Below are 18,938 nucleotides of genomic sequence, written 5' to 3' on the forward strand. Positions count from 1 at the left end.
TCCCGCTCCGGATAGACCACCTCCGCGCCGATTTTCTCCAGAACAGCGCCCTGATCCTGACTGGTGGCCTTGGAAATCACGTGGGGCACGCCCAGGGAAACCACGTTCAGGGTGGTCAGGATACTGGTATCGATACGGCTGCCGATGCAGACGATGACGGTATCGCAGTTTTGGATTCCCACCTCTGACAGGGTAGCCTTGGAAAGGTTGTCGCAGACAAAGGCGTACTCCGTGTATTGCCGCATAGCCTTGACCTTTTCTTCATTCTGATCAACGACAATGACCTCTTTCCCGGCCTCCGCCAGAGTGATGGCAAGAGCAGTTCCGAAACGGCCCAGGCCGACGATTCCAAAGGTAGAATTTGCATTTTTCTTCATCTTTTTCGCTTCCTCATTTCTATAATGATAGCAGGCAAAAGAGCCTGACAAAACATGTTATGTTAACCGATGGTGATGGATTCTTCCGTGTATCGGGCGTTCTGCTCCGGCCGTTCAATCCACATGGCAATAATCGTAAATGCGCCCAGTCTTCCGATAAACATCAGGAAAATCAGGAGCAGCTTGCTGGCTGCATGCAGATTGGCCGTGATTCCCGTGGACAGTCCTGCGGTGCCGAAGGCGGAGACAACCTCAAAAAGTAGCTGCCTCATTTCAAGGGAAGGCTCCAGGAGACAGAGCAGAAAGGTTCCGATGAGAACGACACTGAGGGACAGCTGGGTAATCAGAAAGGCCCGGGAGGTGTTTTCCGGGGAAATACTCCGGTGAAAGGCTCCCATGTGCCGCTTATTCAGGGCACTCCGCATGGTCTGTATCAGGATGAAGAAGGTGCTGGTCTTGATACCGCCTCCGGTGGAGCCTGGGGACGCGCCGATAAACATCAGCAGAATCATCACAAAGAGTCCCGCATGGGAAAACTCATTTATAGGGTAAGTGGCAAAGCCGGCAGTCCGGGGGGTGACGCTGTTGAAAAACGCGCCAATCCAGGGCATATGCTCCGTAAAACGAAAGACCAGGGTACCCGCAATCAGAAGCGTCAGGGTGGTGCTTATGACTACCTTAGAGTGGAGGGTCAGCTTCCGGAAGGAACGGTTTCTCAGGACGTCCAGGATCACCAGGAAGCCCAGGCCGCCGAAGATAATCAGGCCGCCGGTAACCAGGTTCAGCAGGATATCGTTCTGGTAAGGAATGAGGCTCTGGCCACCGCCCAGAATGTCGAAGCCGGCGTTATTAAAGGAGGAAATGGAATGAAAGATACTGATTCCGAGCGCCTTCAGGGGCGGATAGTCCCGGACAAAGACCGGAAAGCTCAGAAGCGCACCTACTGTTTCGAAAATTAAGGTGGTAAGCAAGATAGCCTTTAACAGCCGGACGATGCCCCTGAAGTTGTCCACATTGAGGGCTTCCTTTAAGAGAAGCCGGCTCTTAAAGCCTACCCGTCGTTTGGTAGCTAGCATAAGGCCTGCGCCCATGGAGGTGAAGCCCAGACCGCCGGTCTGGATCAGCAGCGCCAGAATCACCCGGCCGAAGACCGTATAGGTGTCTCCGGGGTCTACGGTCACCAGGCCTGTGACACAGGTGGCGCTGGTGGCGGTAAAAAGCGCATCCAGAAAGCTGGTATGGACGCCGGGGCGCAAGGATACCGGCAGCATGAGGAGACAGGCTCCGGTCAGGATAATCAGGAAAAAGCCCGCGACAATCAGTCTTGCGGGCGGCTGGTTTTTAATAAAGCGTAAAATATGTTTCATAGGATCTCCCTTGATTTTTAACGACATGTCTCTATTATACGAGGAAAAGGTGGAAGGAACAAGAGATTCGGGAAAATTTAAAAAAAAATCAAACTCTATTTTCAACGCCAACGGTCAGCAGAGTTGACATACTAACGTAATAACGTATAAAATAAGGTTGTAAAATTTTATGGAAGCGCTCCATTATAAAATGCAGGTGATATCATGAAAATAACCTATATCAACCACAGTGGCTTTTTGGTTGAATCCGGCGACTGCTACTATATTTTCGACTATTACAGGGGTGAATTGCCCTCTCTCGACAGAAAAAAAGAGGTGATTGTCTTTTGCAGTCACTTCCATAAGGATCATTTTAATCCCAAAATCTTCGAAATGCTTGACCATATGGGGATGACGTATCAGGCAATTTTGGCGAAAGATATACGCAACAGGAACCACCTGTCGAATATAAAAATTACATACGCCTATCACGATCAAACCTATGAACTGGATCATGGTACCCGGGTCGATACGTTACTTTCTAACGATAGCGGCGTCGCATTTATCGTTCAAACGAAAGAGGGCACGATTTACCATGCCGGCGACTTAAATGACTGGTATTGGGAAGGAGAGCCGGAAGCGGATAACCGGCGGCTCACTTCGGCGTATCGTGCGGAAATCCGGAAAATTAAGGGTATGCACTTTGACGCTGCATTCGTTCCCCTTGATCCGAGGCAGGAAGCCCGCTATGCCGATGGAATTCTGTATTTTCTGGAAAATGTAGATTGCAATGCTGTTTTTCCCATGCATTATTGGGAGGACGCCAGCGTAATAAAGCGGTTTATCACAGAATATCCGCAATACAAATCACGTATAAAAAACACAGAATGCGCAAAAGGAGAAGTGCTATGAAATTTAAGATGATTCATGAAAACTATAATGTATCCGATCTGGACCGTTCTATAAAATTCTATAACGAAGCTCTCGATCTGCACGAAGTGAGACGAAAGACGGCCAATGATTTTATCATTGTATATCTGAGTAATGAGGTAAGTGATTTTGAGCTGGAGCTTACCTGGCTGAAAGAGCATCCGCAGCCCTATAATCTGGGCGAATGTGAATTTCACCTGGCATTCCGGGCGGACGATTATGAAGAGGCGCATAAAAAGCACAAGGAGATGGGCTGCATTTGCTTCGAAAATGAAGAAATGGGGATCTATTTTATCGAAGATCCGGATGGCTACTGGCTTGAAATTTTGCCGTAAAGCTGTCTGTTATGAAAACGCTGCAATTTTTTTGGAGGAAATGGCACTTGCACCACCTACGAAACCGTGTTATGATTTAGCAGTGAATAGTAGTGAAACAAATGTTAGCAAAGGCTAACCTTTGAAAACAGGAGGACAGTTTGATGTCAATTTTGGTAACAGGCGGTGCAGGCTTTATCGGAAGCCACACCTGTGTAGAGTTATTGAATGCAGGCTATGAAGTAGTAGTTGTAGATAATCTGTATAATGCAAGTGAAAAAGCGCTGGAACGCGTGGAGCAGATTACAGGAAAGAAGGTTACGTTCTATGAGGCGGATATTCTGGATCGTGACGCCCTGAACGCCATCTTTGATAAGGAGCAGGTTGAATCCGTTATTCATTTTGCAGGCTACAAGGCCGTAGGTGAGTCGGTACGCAAGCCCATCGAGTATTACTATAATAATATTACCGGAACTCTGATTCTCTGTGACGTGATGAGAAAGCACAACGTAAAGAATATTGTGTTCAGTTCCTCTGCTACCGTATACGGCGACCCGGCATTCATCCCGATTACCGAGGAGTGCCCAAAGGGTAAGATTACGAACCCGTACGGACAGACCAAGGGCATGTTGGAGCAGGTACTGACCGATATTTATGTATCCGATCCGGAGTGGAAGGTGGTACTGCTTCGCTATTTCAACCCGATTGGAGCTCACAAGAGCGGTCTCATCGGCGAGGATCCGAAGGGTATCCCGAACAATCTGGTTCCCTATGTAGCGCAGGTAGCCATCGGCAAGCTGAAGTGTCTGGGCGTCTTTGGAAATGATTACGATACTCCGGACGGAACCGGCGTGCGTGATTATATTCATGTGGTAGACCTGGCAAAGGGCCATGTGGCGGCAATTAAGAAGGTGGAGGAAACCGAGCCCGGCGTACTGATTTACAATCTGGGCACCGGCAAGGGCTACAGCGTCCTGGACGTGGTGCATGCCTTTGAAAAAGCCTGCGGCAAGGAGATTCCCTATGAAATCAAGCCCCGCCGTGCGGGCGATATTGCTACCTGCTACGCGGATCCCACCAAGGCGAAGAATGAGCTCGGTTGGGTAGCGCAGTATGGCATCGAGGAGATGTGTGAGGATTCCTGGAGATGGCAGACCATGAACCCGAACGGTTATGCAGACTAAATTTTTCATAATATAGAACTGTTTGGGGATACTGCTGCTTAAGCGTGGCAGTGTCCCCTTTTTGGGTTAAAAAGTATCCGGAAGAAGCTGTCGCTGGCAGGTTCTGCAGGTGAAAATAAAATACAAAGGGAGAAGCAACATGAGAAAAGGATTTGACAATGACAAATATCTGGCTATGCAGTCGGAACACATCCGGGAGCGTATCGCCAAGTTTGATAATAAGCTGTATCTGGAATTCGGCGGAAAACTCTACGACGATTACCATGCGTCCCGTGTACTGCCGGGCTTCGAGCCGGACAGCAAGCTGCGGATGCTGATGCAGCTTGCCGATCAGGTGGAGATCGTTATCGTAATCAGCGCAGAGGATATCGAGAAAAATAAGGTACGAGGCGACTTAGGTATCACCTACGATTCTGATCTGCTTCGTCTGAAAGCCATTTTCGAGTCCAAGAACCTCTATGTGGGCAGCGTCTGCATTACACACTACGCAGGCCAGTACAGCGCCCAGATGTTCCAGAGTCGTCTGGAGAAAATGGGCGTGAAGGTGTACCGTCACTATCTGATTCCGGGCTATCCGAACAATATTCCGCTTATCGTAAGCGATCAGGGTTATGGACACAACGAATACATCGAGACCACCAAGCCGCTGGTAGTTGTCACCGCGCCGGGACCGGGAAGCGGAAAGATGGCTACCTGTCTGTCCCAGCTTTATCATGAGCACAAGCGGGGCGTCCGTGCGGGCTACGCCAAATACGAGACCTTCCCCATCTGGAACCTGCCCCTCAGCCATCCGGTCAATCTGGCTTACGAGGCTGCCACCGCAGACCTGAACGATGTGAACATGATTGACCCGTATCATTTGGAAGCCTACGGTGAGACTACGGTCAACTACAACCGTGATGTGGAAATTTTCCCGGTACTGCGCGCCATGTTCATGGAGATTTACGGCGACTGTCCGTACAAGTCCCCCACCGACATGGGTGTCAATATGGCCGGCAACTGTATCGTAGACGACGAGGCCTGCCGTGAGGCGTCCGGACAGGAGATTATCCGCCGTTATTACCAGACTCTGGTGAACATTGCAAGGGGTAAATCCAAGGAAGAAGAAGCTTACAAGATCGAGCTTCTGATGAACAACGCAGGCGTAACCGTGAAGGACCGCAAGGTGGTACCTGCAGCCCTGACCCGTGCCGAAGCCACCGGTCACACCGCTGCAGCCATGGAGCTGCCCGACGGCACCATCATCACCGGCAAGACCAGTGAACTGCTGGGCGCCTGCTCTGCCCTGCTTATCAAGGCCCTGAAGCATTTGGCAGGCATTGACGAGGATGTGCTTCTGATTACGCCCAATGTGATCAAGCCTATTCAGAAGCTGAAGGTAGATTATCTGGGCAGCCGTAACCCGCGTCTTCATATGGAGGAGGTGCTCATCGCCCTTTCATCCAGCTCCGAGAGCAACCCGCTGGCCGACCTTGCCCTCCGGCAGCTCCCGAATCTCCGCGGCAGCCAGGTCCACACCTCCCGTATGCTGAGCGCAGCCGATGAGAAGACCTTCCAGAAGCTGGGCGTGATGCTGACCTCTGAGGCGAAATAGATATAGAATATGAAAAGGTAGAGCTGGCGTCAGGCGGCTCTGCCTTTTTTATGTAACAGAAAATTCATCACATATTAATCCTATTGACAAAGTAGGAATACAAGTATATGATGAATGAAATACAGAATTAGAAGAAGCCGCTCCGACAGCCGCCAGGCCTTTCGGAGGGAGTACAAGGAGACGATGAAGCATGAGCGATATTTCCAGAGAAGAGGCATTTGCCTTATTAAAAAAGTACAATCAGGATCCCTTTCATATCCAGCACGCACTGACGGTAGAAGCCGTGATGAAATGGTACGCACGGGAGCTGGGCTACGGTGCAGAGGAGAAATACTGGGGCGTCGTAGGCCTGCTGCATGATATTGATTTTGAACTGTATCCGACGGAGCATTGCCTGAAAGCGCCGGAGCTTCTGCGGGAAGGCGGCGTGTCGGAGGATATCATTCACGCAGTCGTTTCCCATGGCTATGGAATCACCGTGGAGTGCGGCAAGACCCTGGATGTGGAGCCGGTGCAAGAGATGGAAAAGGTGCTGTTTGCAGCAGATGAGCTGACCGGTCTTATCTGGGCAGCTGCACTGATGCGTCCGTCCAAGAGCACCAAGGATATGGAACTGAAATCTCTGAAGAAAAAGTACAAGAGTAAGGGCTTCGCGGCAGGCTGCTCCAGAGAGGTTATTGAGCGGGGCGCCGAGCAGCTTGGCTGGCCGCTGGAGAAGCTGCTGACTATGACGCTTCAGGCCATGGCGGACAGTGAGGACGAGATCAACCGGGAGCTGGAAGCGGAAACTGCTCAGCTATATGCGAAGAGATGAGCGGATCTTTTTACCTCGGGAGAAGAGGGGAAAGCTTGCTTGATTTTATGTAAACTATAATAACCTTTTGAAAGATAAGCAGAGGAAAAGGTAACATGAAAAAAGCATATTATCACTTACCGGGCTTGTTTGAATTCTACGAGTTGTATCAGGTATTCCTGCCATTATTCCGTCGGCACCGGAACTGGTTTTACGACTGGTGCGATATCGGCTCCATCTACGGCGCTCCGGCGGACTGTATCTGGGGCGGCGGCCGCGCCGGGTTTGGGGAAGCAGAGCCTAAGGAGGTTCTGGAACTCATGCAGGGATACGGCATTTCTGCTCGGTTGACCTTCAGTAATTCGTTGCTTCGGGAGGAGCATCTTTTCGATAAAAAATGTAATGCGCTCTGCGCTTTATTCGAGCAGAAAAGTGCGGTACAAAACGGCGTCATTATCCACTCGGATTTGCTGCTGGATTATTTAAAGAAGACCTATCCGGGACTTTATTTTGTCTCTTCTACCACAAAGGTTCTGACGGATTTTCAGCAGTGCCATAAGGAAATTGAACGAACGGAGTTCCGATATGTGGTGCCGGATTTTCGCCTGAACAAGGCACTGGATAAATGGGAGACATTATCACAGCCGGAGAAAGACAAGGTCGAATTTCTCTGCAACGAATGCTGCCGGCCCGGCTGCAAAGATCGGAAGCAGTGCTACGAGGCCGTCAGCCGCAAAAATCTCGGAGAAGACGTGGAGCACAACTGCCCGGCTCCGAACGCTGCAGAGGGCTATCGCTTTTCTAAAGCCATGAAAAATCCGGCTTTCATCAGCATCGACGACATTCGTACCAGATACCTGCCTATGGGCTTTTCCCAGTTCAAAATCGAAGGCCGGAGCCTCGGCAGCGCCCTGATTCTGGAATTTCTGCTCTATTATATGACAAAGCCGGAGCATCAGTTGGAGGTGCGGGAAGAGATTTATCTGGATAATATGCTGGATCTTTTTTAAAGGAAATTCTGTTTCAATTAAAAGGTTGGACAGGAACGAACATAGAAAATAAGCGGAGGAGTATCGGATTCCGGATCGGAGTCTGCAGATCGCGGAGCTGCTGAGAAGAGCGTAAAATGAGAGAACACAAAAGAGGTTATACATGGATACATTTGTAATGCTGGAGGAATTGCTGGAGCAGGATCAGTTTGAATTATTGCCAGCAAAAGAGGGCGATACGGAGCGCAGGTTAGTTTATCTGATGAACGATGCCGTGGAAAGCTTTCTGGTATTTCGTGGCGCAGCGCTGACCGGCCATTATCTGGAGGATTATGAGGGAGCGCTGACCTGGTCCATGAGTCGGGATGCGGCCAGGTATGTGCTGGTGGTCCGGCAGGGCGATAACGCGGTGACGTTGCTGTTTGAAAATCTGGATTTGGAGGTGCATCTCTATAATTATGGAGAAATCGCGCATTTCTGGGTGCCTGGATATGAATATCTGCGGCAGTTGGAATATCGGATTGCGATTCTCCGGGATAAATGCGAATATCTGGGGCCGGAATATTGCACCCCGGAAGAGCGGCGACTGGCGCATCTGGCCTATTTTCCACCGCTGAATTACTGCTGTTATCCGGCTGTCCCGGCGAAATACATTGTGCCGATTCCGGATCCGTGGAATCCTTCGGAAGAAGCGTTGAATGTCATGGAGGAGCTGGCGCGGGAATGCGGAAATAAAAAGCTTGGGTGGCGGCTAAAGTTTTACCGAAGACATCCCTGGCCCCTTCTGGCAAAACGGATTGCGGCCATGCTGCATCGCACGGAATGCGAGGAGGTGGTAGACCTGTTGTCCCGGCGATTGCGGGAAGCAGTGCAGGATTATCCCAGACGTTCCTTTGGGAAAGCAACTGATAACGCGATAAAACGGCTGGAGCAGCAGGCCGAAGAGCGTCGGCAGGAGCTGGCCCGACAGGGAATCCGCGCGGAGGTGCTACGGGAGGAACCCTTTACCATCGCGCAGGATAATCTGGAATTCCATGTATATCTGATGATCTGGGAAACCAGAGGACGGGACCGCAGGGTGCGGATTGAGACGATAAAATAGATAGGGAAGGGAAAGAGCATCGATGAAAAAATACATCCCCAGAATTTTCAATATTGCAGTAATTTCTACCCTGGCAGTCAGCCCATTGCTATGGAAGAGTAATTGGCTGAATTCGTGGGGAATTTTATTATTATTCCTGTGCCTGATTTTCATCTGCATGAAACCGGGCTGTTATATGGACATTCTACATTCCCGGCGGCTTCGGACCTGTCAGAACGGTGTGGAGCTTATCTATCTGTTCCTAAGCTCTTGCGTGCTGGCCGGTGGATTCTGGCTGGCGACATTTGCAGGCTGGACGTTACCGCAGGTGAAAGCGGAGGCGGACTGGCGACTCTGGCTGGGAGCGGCGGCAGTTCTGATTCTGGTGGAAGCCGTGGTATTCTGGAGCGGGATTCTACGGATTTACCTGTCTTCGGCGCAGATCGGGATAAAATGGCGCCTTATCGGTATCGTCTGCGGTATGATTCCGGTGGTGCATCTCATCGTCCTGGGCAGGTTGGTAAAACTGGCAGCCCGGGAGGTGCAGTTTGAAAATGAGAAAATCGTGTTGGACGAAAACCGTGCGGCAGATCAGGTCTGCGCGACGAAATATCCGATTCTAATGGTTCATGGCGTCTTTTTCCGGGATTTCCGTTACCTGAATTACTGGGGACGGATTCCGGCGGAGCTAGAGAAAAATGGAACCGTTATTTACTATGGAAATCATCAGTCGGCGGCCTCTGTGGCCGATTCGGGAGCGGAGATTGCGGCCCGGATTAAGGCCGTACTTCAGGAGACTGGCAGTGAGAAGGTGAACATCATCGCCCATTCCAAGGGTGGTCTGGACAGCCGCTACGCCATTTCCAGGCTTGGGATGGCTCCTTATGTGGCGTCCCTCACCACCATCAACACACCCCACCGGGGCTGCGAATTCGCAGACTATCTGTTGAATCTGATACCTGAAAAACAGAAAAATGCTGTAGCAGCCGCTTACAATGCCACGTTGAAGAAGCTGGGTGACGATAACCCGGATTTTCTGGCAGCTGTGGGCGATCTGACAGCCAGCGCCTGCCGGAAGCTGAACGAAGAACTGCCGGATCCGGAGGGCGTCTATATTCAAAGCACCGGTTCCTGCTTGAAGCACGCCTCTGGTGGTCGCTTTCCCCTGAACCTGACCAACCGTTTCGTCCACCTATTTGACGGTGAAAACGACGGCCTGGTAGGGGAAGCTTCCTTCCGTTGGGGCGAAGCATACACCTACCTGACTGCCCCCGGCCACCGCGGTATTTCTCATGGAGACATGATTGATCTGAACCGGGAGAATATCGAAGGGTTTGATGTGCGGGAGTTTTATGTAAATTTGGTGAAGGGGTTAAAAGAAAAAGGATTTTAACACAAACTTAACATAACCTGCGATCTTCTTTTACCTCTCCTTGATAAGGTGATAACAGAAACAAAAGAAAAAATTAACTTTGAGAAGTTATCATGAATGTAATATCAGGAGGGAGTAGAACATGCAACATGTAGAAATGCTGTTTCGTTTTATCGGAGGTCTGGGTATGTTCCTGTACGGCATGAACGTCATGGCGGACGGACTGCAGAAATCCGCGGGCAATAAAATGAAACATTTACTGGAGTTCCTGACCCGGAACCGTCTGATGGGAATTCTGGTGGGAGCCGGAGTGACCGCAATTATTCAGAGCAGCTCGGCGACCACGGTTATGGTCGTCGGTTTTGTAAATGCGGGTCTGATGAATCTGACCCAGGCAGTGGGCGTCATCATGGGCGCCAATATCGGTACCACGGTGACGGCCTGGCTGGTGTCCATGAGCGAATGGGGGGCGTTCCTGAAGCCGGAATTTTTCGCTCCGCTTTTGATTGGAATCGGAGCTTTTATGCTGCTGTTTTCCAAAAAGGAAAAAATCGTGGATGTGAGTGAAATTCTCATTGGTTTCGGCGTACTGTTTATCGGACTGAGCTTTATGTCCGGCGCGATTACTCCTTACCGGGACGCGCCGATTTTCTCTGAGGCCTTCCGGGTACTGGGCCGGAATCCTGTTTTGGGTATGCTGGCCGGTCTGGCGGTTACGGCTCTGATTCAGAGCTCTTCCGCGTCGGTGGGTATTCTGCAGACGCTGGCGGCCAACGGCCTGGTCAACTGGAGCTCGGCGGTATTTATCACCCTGGGACAGAATATCGGTACCTGCGTAACCGCGCTTCTGTCCAGCCTGGGAGCCCATAAGACTGCTAAGCGTGCGGCAGTCATCCATCTGATGTTCAATACCATTGGCGCAATTGTGTTCGGCATTGGTATGTTCATCGTATTTTCCATCAATAAAGCCTGGGCAGCTTCCGATATCAACAGCGTGGGAATTTCCGTGTTCCATACCTTCTTTAATATTACGAATACGCTTCTTCTTTATCCCTTTGGCAATCTTCTGGTGAAGCTGTCCGGAATGATTGTGAAGGACGACGGGGAGGAGGAGCAGGCAGAGGAGGCCTTCGAGCTTCCCCATATCGAATCTCGTTTTCTGGAGACTCCGTCCTTTGCGGTGGAGGGCGCCCTGAAGGAAGTGGTCCGCATGGGCGAGCTGGCGATTGCCCACGTGGAGCTTGTATTTGACGCCATTCGGACCGGCAGCCAGAAACGGGTTGACAAGGCGGTTCGCTTAGAGCAGAATATGAATGAATACGAGAAAAAGATGACAGAATATCTGACGGAAATCAGCAAGGGTTCCCTGACGGATCATCAGCGTCTCATCATCAATGATCTGTTCTACACCGTCAGCGATCTGGAGCGGATCAGCGATCACTGCGATAATCTGGCGGAGCTGACCCAGACCATGATTAACGAAGGACTGCATTTCTCCATGGAGGCCATGCACGGCTTTGAAGAAATCGCCAGCCTGACCGTGGACGCGGTGAAGGCGGCGGTACTGGCCCGTGAGACTGAGAAAATGGCCTACGTGCAGCAGGTGGTTCAGATTGAGGATGAGATTGATGATCTGGAGGAGGATCTCAGAACCCAGCATATTAACAGGCTGGCGCACAATGAATGTTCCGCGGCCCGGGGCGTCATTTTCCTGGATATGCTCAGCAATATTGAGCGGATTTCGGATCATGCAAACAACGTGGTAGGCTATGTGGCAGACGAGAAAGAGGGATAAGCGTGAAAAAGAAGGTTCTGGTAGGCTATATTATTGCGGCAATGATTGCGTTAGTTGCGTTTGAATACGCATTTTGGACAAATGGCTTCAGTTATCTGGAGCATCAGAGCGAGAAAAGCTATCTGACCCAGGCGGAAATGCTGCGGGATTTGTTCCAGGCGGAGGAAGTGGCCGGGGAAAACGGTTACGAGCAGTTCGCGGAGAATTACGCGAAAGCCTACAATATCCGGATCACCATTATAGATTCCGAGGGCAATGTGCTGGGAGAGTCCCAGGGAGCCGGCCAGCTGATGAGCAATCATCTGAACCGGGAAGAGGTACAGAAGGCCCTGGAAGGTCAGAGCAACAGCCTGATTCGGAAGTCGGACACCTTTGACGTGGATTACTGTTACTGCGCGGTACCGGTGGACAGCGGTGATTTTCACGGGGTCATGCGTGTGGCCCTGCCCTTAAGCGAACTGAAAAATATGGACAATGAATTTGTCCGTTCCACCATACTGGCAACCCTGGTGCTTCTGGTGGTCGTTATTTTCCTGGGAGCTTACTTCCGGAAATATGTGCAGGCCATGAAGAAGGTGGAAAATATGCGCCGGGAATTTGTGTCCAATGTGACCCATGAGCTAAAGACTCCGCTGACCTCTATCCGGGGTTTCGTAGAGACCCTGAAGGACGGAGCCATTGAGGATCCGAAAATGGCCCATAGATTTCTGGATATTATCGAGATTGAAACTGAGCGCCTGAGTAACTTGATCAGCGACACCTTATTGCTGTCCGAGATTGAGAGCAAGCAGGACACCAACCGGGAGCCCTGCGATGTCAATGCAGTGATTGCCGAGGTGGTGGAGCTGCTGCAGCCCAAGATCAAAGAGCATGTCCGCCTGATTTTCCAGCCGGATCCGACAGTGAAATTCTATAACTGCAATCGGGATCGGATCAAGCAGCTGTTGATTAATCTGATAGACAACGGCCTGAAGGCCACGGAGTTCGGCGCGGTTACGATAGTGTGTCATACACTGGGAAATCAGCTGGTGCTGGAAATCTCGGATACCGGTATCGGCATGGAGGAGGAGCAGTTAGACCGCATCTTCGAGCGCTTCTACCGGGTAGACAAGGGACGCTCCAAGGCCCAGGGCGGCACCGGACTGGGACTGTCCATCGTGAAGCATATCGTGGAGCTGTATAACGGCACCATCCATGTGACCAGTAAACCGGGCGTCGGAACCGAATTTACAGTGAAGCTGCCCTACTAAAAAAGATCATAGAAATAATGGAAGGCACTGAATCATTGCAGAGGAGATATCATGGCAAAAAAAGTTATATTAACCATAGATGATGAAGAACATATCTTAGATCTGTTGGAGTACAATCTGGAAAAAAATGGATACGAAGTCCTGCGGGCTGAGACAGGAGAAAAGGGCCTGGCGATTCTGAAAACCATGCAGGTGGATCTGGTGCTGCTGGATTATATGCTGCCCGGCATGGACGGGATTGAGGTGCTGAAAAGCCTGCGGGCAGACAAAAACCTGTCTGCTATGCCGGTGATTATGCTGACAGCCAAGGGCGAGGAAATTGACAAGGTCCTGGGACTGGAGATGGGCGCCGACGATTATATCAGCAAGCCCTTCGGTATCCGGGAGCTGCTGGCCCGGGTGAAAGCGCTGCTTCGCCGCAGCTCTCTTGAGAAAATCGAATCAGAGCCGGAGGATAAGATTACGGCGGGGGATCTACTGATTAACAATACATCCCGGGAAGTCTATATGGACGGAAAGCCCGTATTTCTTTCTCTGAAGGAGTTTGAACTTCTCTACCTTCTTGCCAGCCACCGGAATCGGGTATTCACCCGGGAGCAGCTTCTGGAGCTGATCTGGGGCTATGAATATTCCGGCGAAACCCGGACTGTAGACGTCCATGTGCGGAATCTCCGTAAGAAGATCGAAAAGGATCCGGATCACCCCCAGTATATTCAGACCGTGCGCGGAATGGGATACAAATTCGTCTGAAACAGAATAGGAAATGTAAGAAGAAAAGCTCGCGGAGGCGTCAGTGCAGAGACCCTCTGCCGGGCTTTTTTTATTTCCACATAGTTCTGATGGCACAACAAAACCCTTACCGCTTCTTTACATACCCTTAACGAAACCAGGCTTTTACCCTTAACATTGGCGGTCTAAGATGGTAATCACAGGGCGGACAAGAGAAACCAAACGCCCTGGAGAAGAAAAGAGAGAAGAGGCCGGAAACGTTCACCCGGCGAAAAGGAGAAAACATTATGAAAAAGAAAACAGTTAGCTTATTGATGACCATGGCACTTACAGCAGCAATGCTGGCAGGCTGCGGAAGCTCTGAGACCGCAGATACCACAGCAACTGCGGATACTGCGGCAGCGGAAGATACAGCAACAGCAGATTTTGACACCGAAGAGGATATCTCCGTATATTCCCGTGAGGACGGTTCCGGAACCAGAGGCGCATTCATCGAGCTGTTCGGTGTAGAAGAGAAGGACGCCAACGGAGAAAAGATTGACAACACCACCGAGGACGCCACCATCACCAACAATACCTCCGTTATGATGACCGGCGTGGCTGGCGATGATTACGCAATCGGATACGTATCCTTAGGTTCCCTGAACGATACCGTAAAGGCACTGAAAATTGACGGCGTAGAGCCGACCGTAGAAAATATCAAGAGCGACAGCTACAAGGTATACAGACCCTTCAACATTGCGACCAAGGGCGAGGTAAGCGAGGCTGCGCAGGATTTCATTGATTATATCCTGAGCGCAGAGGGACAGCAGATTGTAAGCGATGAGGGATACATCACCATCGACGACGCGGCTCCGGCATTCGCAGGCGGCCAGGCAAGTGGCAGCGTGACAGTAGCAGGCTCCTCTTCTGTATCACCGGTGATGGAGAAGCTGGCAGAGGCTTATATGAAGCTGAACGGCAACGTAAAGATTGAGATTCAGACCAGTGATTCTACCACAGGTATGACCTCAGCTATCGACGGCGTATGCGACATCGGAATGGCTTCCAGAGAGCTGAAGGACACAGAGACGGCAGAGCTTACCGCAACGGTTATCGCACAGGATGGTATCGCGGTAGTTGTAAATAACAACAACCCCATCGACAACCTGACCAAAGACCAGGTAAAGAGTATTTACGTAGGCGAGACTACTTCCTGGAGTGAGGTAGAGTAAGCAAAAGAGGGCAAATGATATGAAACAGGCGGCTTGGAAAGCGCGTATCAAGGAAGTATTTATGCAGGCGGTGTTCTTCATAGCCGCCTGCACCTCTATTCTGGCAGTAATACTCATTTGTGTATTTCTGTTTGCCAACGGACTTCCGGCCATCGGAAAAATCGGACCGATGGAGTTCCTGCTGGGAACCAGATGGAAGCCGGGCAACAACATTTTCGGAATCCTGCCCTTTATTCTGGGCAGTATCTATGTGACAGCGGGAGCGATTCTCATCGGAGTTCCCATCGGAATCCTGACCTCGATTTTCATGGCGTACTATTGCCCGAAGAAAATTTACCGTCCTCTGAAGGTAGCCACCGAGCTGCTGGCCGGAATCCCGTCGGTCGTGTACGGCTTTTTCGGTATGATGGTTCTAGTTCCCCTGCTCCGGCAGATTCCCCATTGCAAGGGAAATGTCATGCTGACCGCATGCATCCTTCTGGGTATCATGATTCTGCCGACCATCATCGGAACCACGGAAACGGCTCTTCGGAGCGTACCGGCCATGTACCATGAGGGAGCGCTGGCACTGGGAGCAACCAAGGAGCGGAGCGTATTTACGGTTATCGTCCCGGCGGCAAAATCCGGTGTGCTGACCGGGATTGTACTGGGAATCGGCCGGGCCATCGGCGAGACCATGGCAGTTATTATGGTAGCCGGAAATCAGACTAAGATGCCGGAAAGCCTGTTTAAGGGCGTCCGTACCATGACGGCAAATATCGTCATTGAGATGGGCTACGCCACAGACCTGCACCGGGAGGCTCTGATTGCCACGGCGGTTGTGCTCTTTGTATTTATTCTGATGATCAACTTAAGCGTATCACTGTTAAGGAGGGGCGGAAATGGAAGCAATTAACAAGCAGACGGCAGGCGATAAGCTCCATGCCCTGCGGAAGCATCCGGGTTCCCTGATTCTGTTCCTGCTGGTGGTGCTGGCAGCCTGCGTAACCTTTGCCGTACTGATTTTCCTGATCGCCTACATTCTGATCCGGGGCGTACCCTATCTGACGCCGGAGCTGTTCTCCCTGCATTACACATCGGACAACGTTTCCCTGATGCCGGCTCTGTTCAACACCATCGAAATGATTTTCCTGGCGCTGATTCTGGCGGTTCCCGTGGGAATCTTTTCTGCCATTTATCTGGTGGAATACGCGAAAAAGGGAAATAAATTCGTCGGCGTGGTGCGGGTAACGGCGGAGACGCTGTCGGGTATTCCCTCTATCGTCTATGGCCTGTTTGGTATGCTGTTTTTCGTAACAAAGCTGAAATGGAGCTACTCCATGCTGGCAGGCGCTTTCACCCTGGCGATTATGATTCTTCCGCTGATTATGCGGACTACGGAGGAAGCGTTGATTTCTGTACCGGATTCTTACCGGGAGGGAAGCTTCGGACTGGGAGCCGGAAAGCTCCGGACCGTCTTTCAGGTGGTACTCCCCAGCGCGATTCCGGGTATCCTGGCAGGTGTGATCCTGGGAATCGGCCGTATCGTGGGCGAGACGGCGGCGCTGATGTACACCTCCGGAACGGTAGCCAAGTATGCGGGAGCCATGGAATCGGGCCGTACCCTGGCTTTACATATGTATGTGCTGACCAGTGAGGCCCTGCATGTGGATCAGGCGTCAGCCACAGCCGTAGTGCTGCTCATCATCGTAATCGGAATTAACGCGTTTTCAGGCTTCATCGCAAAGAAGCTGGCGAAGAAGACAGGAGAAGAATAAAGTATGGGTATTATGAACATTGAGAATCTGGATCTGTTCTACGGGGATTTCCAGGCGCTCAAAAATGTAAATATGGAGATTGAGAAAAATGAGATTACCGCTTTCATCGGACCATCCGGCTGCGGTAAATCTACCTTCTTAAAATCCCTGAACCGTATGAATGATATGGTGGCCGGCTGTAAGATTACCGGAAAGGTAACCCTGAATGGCCAGGACATTTATAAGGGAATGGATGTGAACGATCTGCGCCGCAGAGTCGGCATGGTTTTCCAGAAGCCGAATCCATTTCCTATGAGCATCTATGACAATATTGCCTATGGTCCCCGGACCCACGGAATCCGGAATAAAGCGAAGCTGGACGAAATCGTGGAGGAATCTCTGCGGAATGCAGCTATCTGGGATGAGACCAAGGATCGTCTGAAAAAGAGCGCCCTGGGCATGTCCGGCGGACAGCAGCAGCGTCTCTGTATCGCCAGGGCCCTGGCTGTGAAGCCGGAGATTCTGCTGATGGACGAGCCGACCTCCGCGCTGGATCCGATTTCCACCTCCAAGATTGAGGATCTGTGTATGGAGCTGAAGAAGAGCTTTACGATTGTGATGGTGACCCACAACATGCAGCAGGCAGCGCGTATCTCTGACAAGACCGCATTCTTCCTGCTGGGCGAGGTGATTGAGTACGGCAACACGGATCAGATCTTCTCCATGCCAAAGGATACCCGTACCGAGAATTATATTTCAGGAAGGTTTGGTTGATGTTATGAGAGATTTTTATGAAGAACAGCTGAATGAGCTGCATACACAGATGATCGCTATGGGCGGTCTGTGCGAAAAGGCCATTTCCAATGCTACAAAAGCTCTGACAGACGGCGATCTGCAGCTGGCAGAGGAAATTATGAAGAATGACGCCATCATCAACCGCCAGGAGCGGGACATCGAGAGTCTCTGCATGAAGCTGATTCTCCATCAGCAGCCGGTGGCGGGGGATCTCCGCCGGGTTTCCGCGGCCCTGAAAATGGTGACGGATATGGAGCGTATCGGCGACCAGGCGGCAGATATCGCAGACATCGTCATTGATATGAACGAAAAGCTTCCGGATAAGTTCCTGCATGTGTGCAAGATGGGCGTGGCTGCCATGAAAATGGTGACAGACAGCGTTACGGCTTATGTGGAAGAAGACCTGGAGCTGGCCCGTCAGGTGATTCGGGATGATGATATTGTGGACGGACTGTTTTTAAAGGTAAGAGGGGAAATCCTGGACGCCATCCGCGACGGCGGCAGCAAGGGCGAGGAGGTGCTCGATCTGTTCATGATCACGAAGTATTATGAGCGGATCGGCGACCACGCCACCAATATTGCAGAGTGGGTGGAGTATTCCATTACCGGGGAGCGGTCCAACGAGAATTAAATATCGTCTGAATGCTTGAATTTCTGAGAAAGCTGTGATATAGTTATCTCAGGCAAATGATAGCAGTATTCCGAGAGAATACAAAATGAAAGCCAGAGAGCGGAAGCTCTCTGGCTTTCTTGTCATTTATGGCTGACTTGTTAATTAAAATTATCAGAAAATAATAAAATATTTACACAAATAAAACAATAAAAGAAGAAAAAACTTAAAATAAATTAAAAATAAGTATTGACAAACGGAAGAAGTCCCGCTATAATACAATTAAAGATAAGGAACACGAAAAACAAGACAAAAGCTTCAGAAGAAAGGAAGCGAAAAACAACTCAACTATCTTCTTAAATATAACCCAGTTATATTTAACATAGAGAATGAGTAATCTAAGTAAAGGAGGTACAGTCCAACAGGAACGTAACGAATCACCCTATAATCTGAGAAAAGAGAGGTACGGACCGCCGAAGACTTAAGAGGGACTTCCTAAGAAAGCTTTCAGAAAGATGTCAATCTTAATCAAAAGCAGAATTACGGAAGGCAGGAAAAAAGGTAACCGTAAATCAATCGTTCGATGAGAATCGGTAAAAAAGAAGAAAAAGCCGGATGAGAAAGAAGGAAGAAAAAGCAAACCGGTATAAATGAACTTTACAGAAGATCGAAAAACAAAAACCGAAGACAGAAGAAATCGAACGGAAAAAGTCTATGAGACTTCAAAATAAAAAGAAATAAAAGAAACTGAAAACAGAATAAAGAAATGAGGTATTAGTCCAATGGACAGCATAGTTTAGCAGCGGGTATCAATGAAAGCAGAGTTGAT

The 18,938-nt window shown here is 50.4% G+C and carries 18 protein-coding genes; 16 read left to right on the forward strand and 2 right to left on the reverse strand.

What is annotated here, in order from left to right:
* A partial coding sequence (locus WMO29_RS07960) for a potassium channel family protein (RefSeq protein WP_349164392.1) occupies positions 1 to 377 on the reverse strand: 377 nt, incomplete at its 3' end.
* A gap of 62 nt (positions 378 to 439) precedes the next feature.
* Positions 440 to 1,744 carry a TrkH family potassium uptake protein gene (locus WMO29_RS07965; RefSeq protein ID WP_349164393.1) on the reverse strand — a complete coding sequence of 435 codons (1,305 nt, stop codon included), beginning with the start codon at positions 1,742 to 1,744 and terminating at the stop codon, positions 440 to 442.
* Positions 1,745 to 1,948: 204 nt separating this feature from the next.
* On the opposite strand from WMO29_RS07965, the gene WMO29_RS07970 reads away from it, so the two are divergent.
* From WMO29_RS07970 to phoU, 16 genes are all read left to right on the forward strand, one after another.
* Positions 1,949 to 2,635, forward strand: a complete 687-nt coding sequence (locus tag WMO29_RS07970) for an MBL fold metallo-hydrolase (protein WP_349164394.1) — start codon at positions 1,949 to 1,951, stop codon at positions 2,633 to 2,635.
* Entirely contained in the window at positions 2,632 to 2,988 is a 357-nt protein-coding gene (locus WMO29_RS07975) for a VOC family protein (RefSeq protein WP_178039709.1), read from the forward strand. Before WMO29_RS07970 ends, WMO29_RS07975 begins: the two co-directional genes overlap by 4 nt.
* Positions 2,989 to 3,131: 143 nt before the next feature.
* A complete protein-coding gene (gene galE / locus WMO29_RS07980; protein ID WP_178039708.1) occupies positions 3,132 to 4,151 on the forward strand; it encodes a UDP-glucose 4-epimerase GalE in 1,020 nt (339 codons plus the stop codon).
* Positions 4,152 to 4,290: 139 nt separating this feature from the next.
* The gene (locus WMO29_RS07985) at positions 4,291 to 5,745 is read left to right on the forward strand and encodes a DUF1846 domain-containing protein (protein WP_349164395.1); all 1,455 of its coding nucleotides are present in this window, start codon (positions 4,291 to 4,293) and stop codon (positions 5,743 to 5,745) included.
* A gap of 190 nt (positions 5,746 to 5,935) precedes the next feature.
* Complete coding sequence (locus WMO29_RS07990; protein WP_349164396.1) at positions 5,936 to 6,559, forward strand: HDIG domain-containing metalloprotein; 624 nt, start codon at positions 5,936 to 5,938, stop codon at positions 6,557 to 6,559.
* A 95-nt stretch (positions 6,560 to 6,654) separates the two neighbouring features.
* Positions 6,655 to 7,548 (forward strand): hypothetical protein, encoded by an 894-nt coding sequence (locus WMO29_RS07995; RefSeq protein WP_349164397.1) that lies wholly within the window; start codon positions 6,655 to 6,657, stop codon positions 7,546 to 7,548.
* A 142-nt stretch (positions 7,549 to 7,690) separates the two neighbouring features.
* Entirely contained in the window at positions 7,691 to 8,629 is a 939-nt protein-coding gene (locus WMO29_RS08000; RefSeq protein ID WP_178039704.1) for a DUF3878 family protein, read from the forward strand.
* 22 nt (positions 8,630 to 8,651) lie between these two features.
* Positions 8,652 to 10,001 carry an esterase/lipase family protein gene (locus WMO29_RS08005; RefSeq protein ID WP_349164398.1) on the forward strand — a complete coding sequence of 450 codons (1,350 nt, stop codon included), beginning with the start codon at positions 8,652 to 8,654 and terminating at the stop codon, positions 9,999 to 10,001.
* Positions 10,002 to 10,122: 121 nt separating this feature from the next.
* On the forward strand, positions 10,123 to 11,775 hold the full coding sequence (locus tag WMO29_RS08010) for a Na/Pi cotransporter family protein (protein WP_349164399.1): 1,653 nt from the start codon (positions 10,123 to 10,125) through the stop codon (positions 11,773 to 11,775).
* 2 nt (positions 11,776 to 11,777) lie between these two features.
* Positions 11,778 to 13,025 (forward strand): sensor histidine kinase, encoded by a 1,248-nt coding sequence (locus tag WMO29_RS08015; protein ID WP_349164400.1) that lies wholly within the window; start codon positions 11,778 to 11,780, stop codon positions 13,023 to 13,025.
* Between the two features lie 51 nt (positions 13,026 to 13,076).
* Positions 13,077 to 13,775: a winged helix-turn-helix domain-containing protein gene (locus tag WMO29_RS08020; RefSeq protein ID WP_349164401.1), complete on the forward strand. Its 699-nt coding sequence runs from the start codon at positions 13,077 to 13,079 to the stop codon at positions 13,773 to 13,775.
* Positions 13,776 to 14,041: 266 nt separating this feature from the next.
* Positions 14,042 to 14,968 carry a substrate-binding domain-containing protein gene (locus WMO29_RS08025; protein WP_349164402.1) on the forward strand — a complete coding sequence of 309 codons (927 nt, stop codon included), beginning with the start codon at positions 14,042 to 14,044 and terminating at the stop codon, positions 14,966 to 14,968.
* Between the two features lie 19 nt (positions 14,969 to 14,987).
* Complete coding sequence (pstC, locus tag WMO29_RS08030) at positions 14,988 to 15,863, forward strand: phosphate ABC transporter permease subunit PstC (protein WP_349164403.1); 876 nt, start codon at positions 14,988 to 14,990, stop codon at positions 15,861 to 15,863.
* Positions 15,850 to 16,725 carry a phosphate ABC transporter permease PstA gene (gene pstA, locus WMO29_RS08035; protein WP_349164404.1) on the forward strand — a complete coding sequence of 292 codons (876 nt, stop codon included), beginning with the start codon at positions 15,850 to 15,852 and terminating at the stop codon, positions 16,723 to 16,725. The genes pstC and pstA overlap by 14 nt, the downstream gene beginning before the upstream one ends.
* A gap of 3 nt (positions 16,726 to 16,728) precedes the next feature.
* Complete coding sequence (pstB, locus tag WMO29_RS08040; RefSeq protein ID WP_349164405.1) at positions 16,729 to 17,478, forward strand: phosphate ABC transporter ATP-binding protein PstB; 750 nt, start codon at positions 16,729 to 16,731, stop codon at positions 17,476 to 17,478.
* Between the two features lie 4 nt (positions 17,479 to 17,482).
* Positions 17,483 to 18,130 (forward strand): phosphate signaling complex protein PhoU, encoded by a 648-nt coding sequence (gene phoU / locus WMO29_RS08045; RefSeq protein ID WP_349164406.1) that lies wholly within the window; start codon positions 17,483 to 17,485, stop codon positions 18,128 to 18,130.
* Positions 18,131 to 18,938: the final 808 nt, after the last annotated feature.

Source organism: Laedolimicola intestinihominis (assembly GCF_040096155.1).
Classification (GTDB): Bacteria; Bacillota; Clostridia; order Lachnospirales; family Lachnospiraceae; genus Laedolimicola; species Laedolimicola intestinihominis.

Bases quoted from the DNA above. Each gene is read 5' to 3' on its own strand.
- WMO29_RS07965 (WP_349164393.1), bottom strand. From the start codon at position 1,744: ATGAAACATATTTTACGCTTTATTAAAAACCAGCCGCCCGCAAGACTG.
- WMO29_RS07970 (WP_349164394.1), top strand. From the start codon at position 1,949: ATGAAAATAACCTATATCAACCACAGTGGCTTTTTGGTTGAATCCGGC.
- WMO29_RS07975 (WP_178039709.1), top strand. From the start codon at position 2,632: ATGAAATTTAAGATGATTCATGAAAACTATAATGTATCCGATCTGGAC.
- galE (WP_178039708.1), top strand. From the start codon at position 3,132: ATGTCAATTTTGGTAACAGGCGGTGCAGGCTTTATCGGAAGCCACACC.
- WMO29_RS07985 (WP_349164395.1), top strand. From the start codon at position 4,291: ATGAGAAAAGGATTTGACAATGACAAATATCTGGCTATGCAGTCGGAA.
- WMO29_RS07990 (WP_349164396.1), top strand. From the start codon at position 5,936: ATGAGCGATATTTCCAGAGAAGAGGCATTTGCCTTATTAAAAAAGTAC.
- WMO29_RS07995 (WP_349164397.1), top strand. From the start codon at position 6,655: ATGAAAAAAGCATATTATCACTTACCGGGCTTGTTTGAATTCTACGAG.
- WMO29_RS08000 (WP_178039704.1), top strand. From the start codon at position 7,691: ATGGATACATTTGTAATGCTGGAGGAATTGCTGGAGCAGGATCAGTTT.
- WMO29_RS08005 (WP_349164398.1), top strand. From the start codon at position 8,652: ATGAAAAAATACATCCCCAGAATTTTCAATATTGCAGTAATTTCTACC.
- WMO29_RS08010 (WP_349164399.1), top strand. From the start codon at position 10,123: ATGCAACATGTAGAAATGCTGTTTCGTTTTATCGGAGGTCTGGGTATG.
- WMO29_RS08020 (WP_349164401.1), top strand. From the start codon at position 13,077: ATGGCAAAAAAAGTTATATTAACCATAGATGATGAAGAACATATCTTA.
- WMO29_RS08025 (WP_349164402.1), top strand. From the start codon at position 14,042: ATGAAAAAGAAAACAGTTAGCTTATTGATGACCATGGCACTTACAGCA.
- pstC (WP_349164403.1), top strand. From the start codon at position 14,988: ATGAAACAGGCGGCTTGGAAAGCGCGTATCAAGGAAGTATTTATGCAG.
- pstA (WP_349164404.1), top strand. From the start codon at position 15,850: ATGGAAGCAATTAACAAGCAGACGGCAGGCGATAAGCTCCATGCCCTG.
- pstB (WP_349164405.1), top strand. From the start codon at position 16,729: ATGGGTATTATGAACATTGAGAATCTGGATCTGTTCTACGGGGATTTC.
- phoU (WP_349164406.1), top strand. From the start codon at position 17,483: ATGAGAGATTTTTATGAAGAACAGCTGAATGAGCTGCATACACAGATG.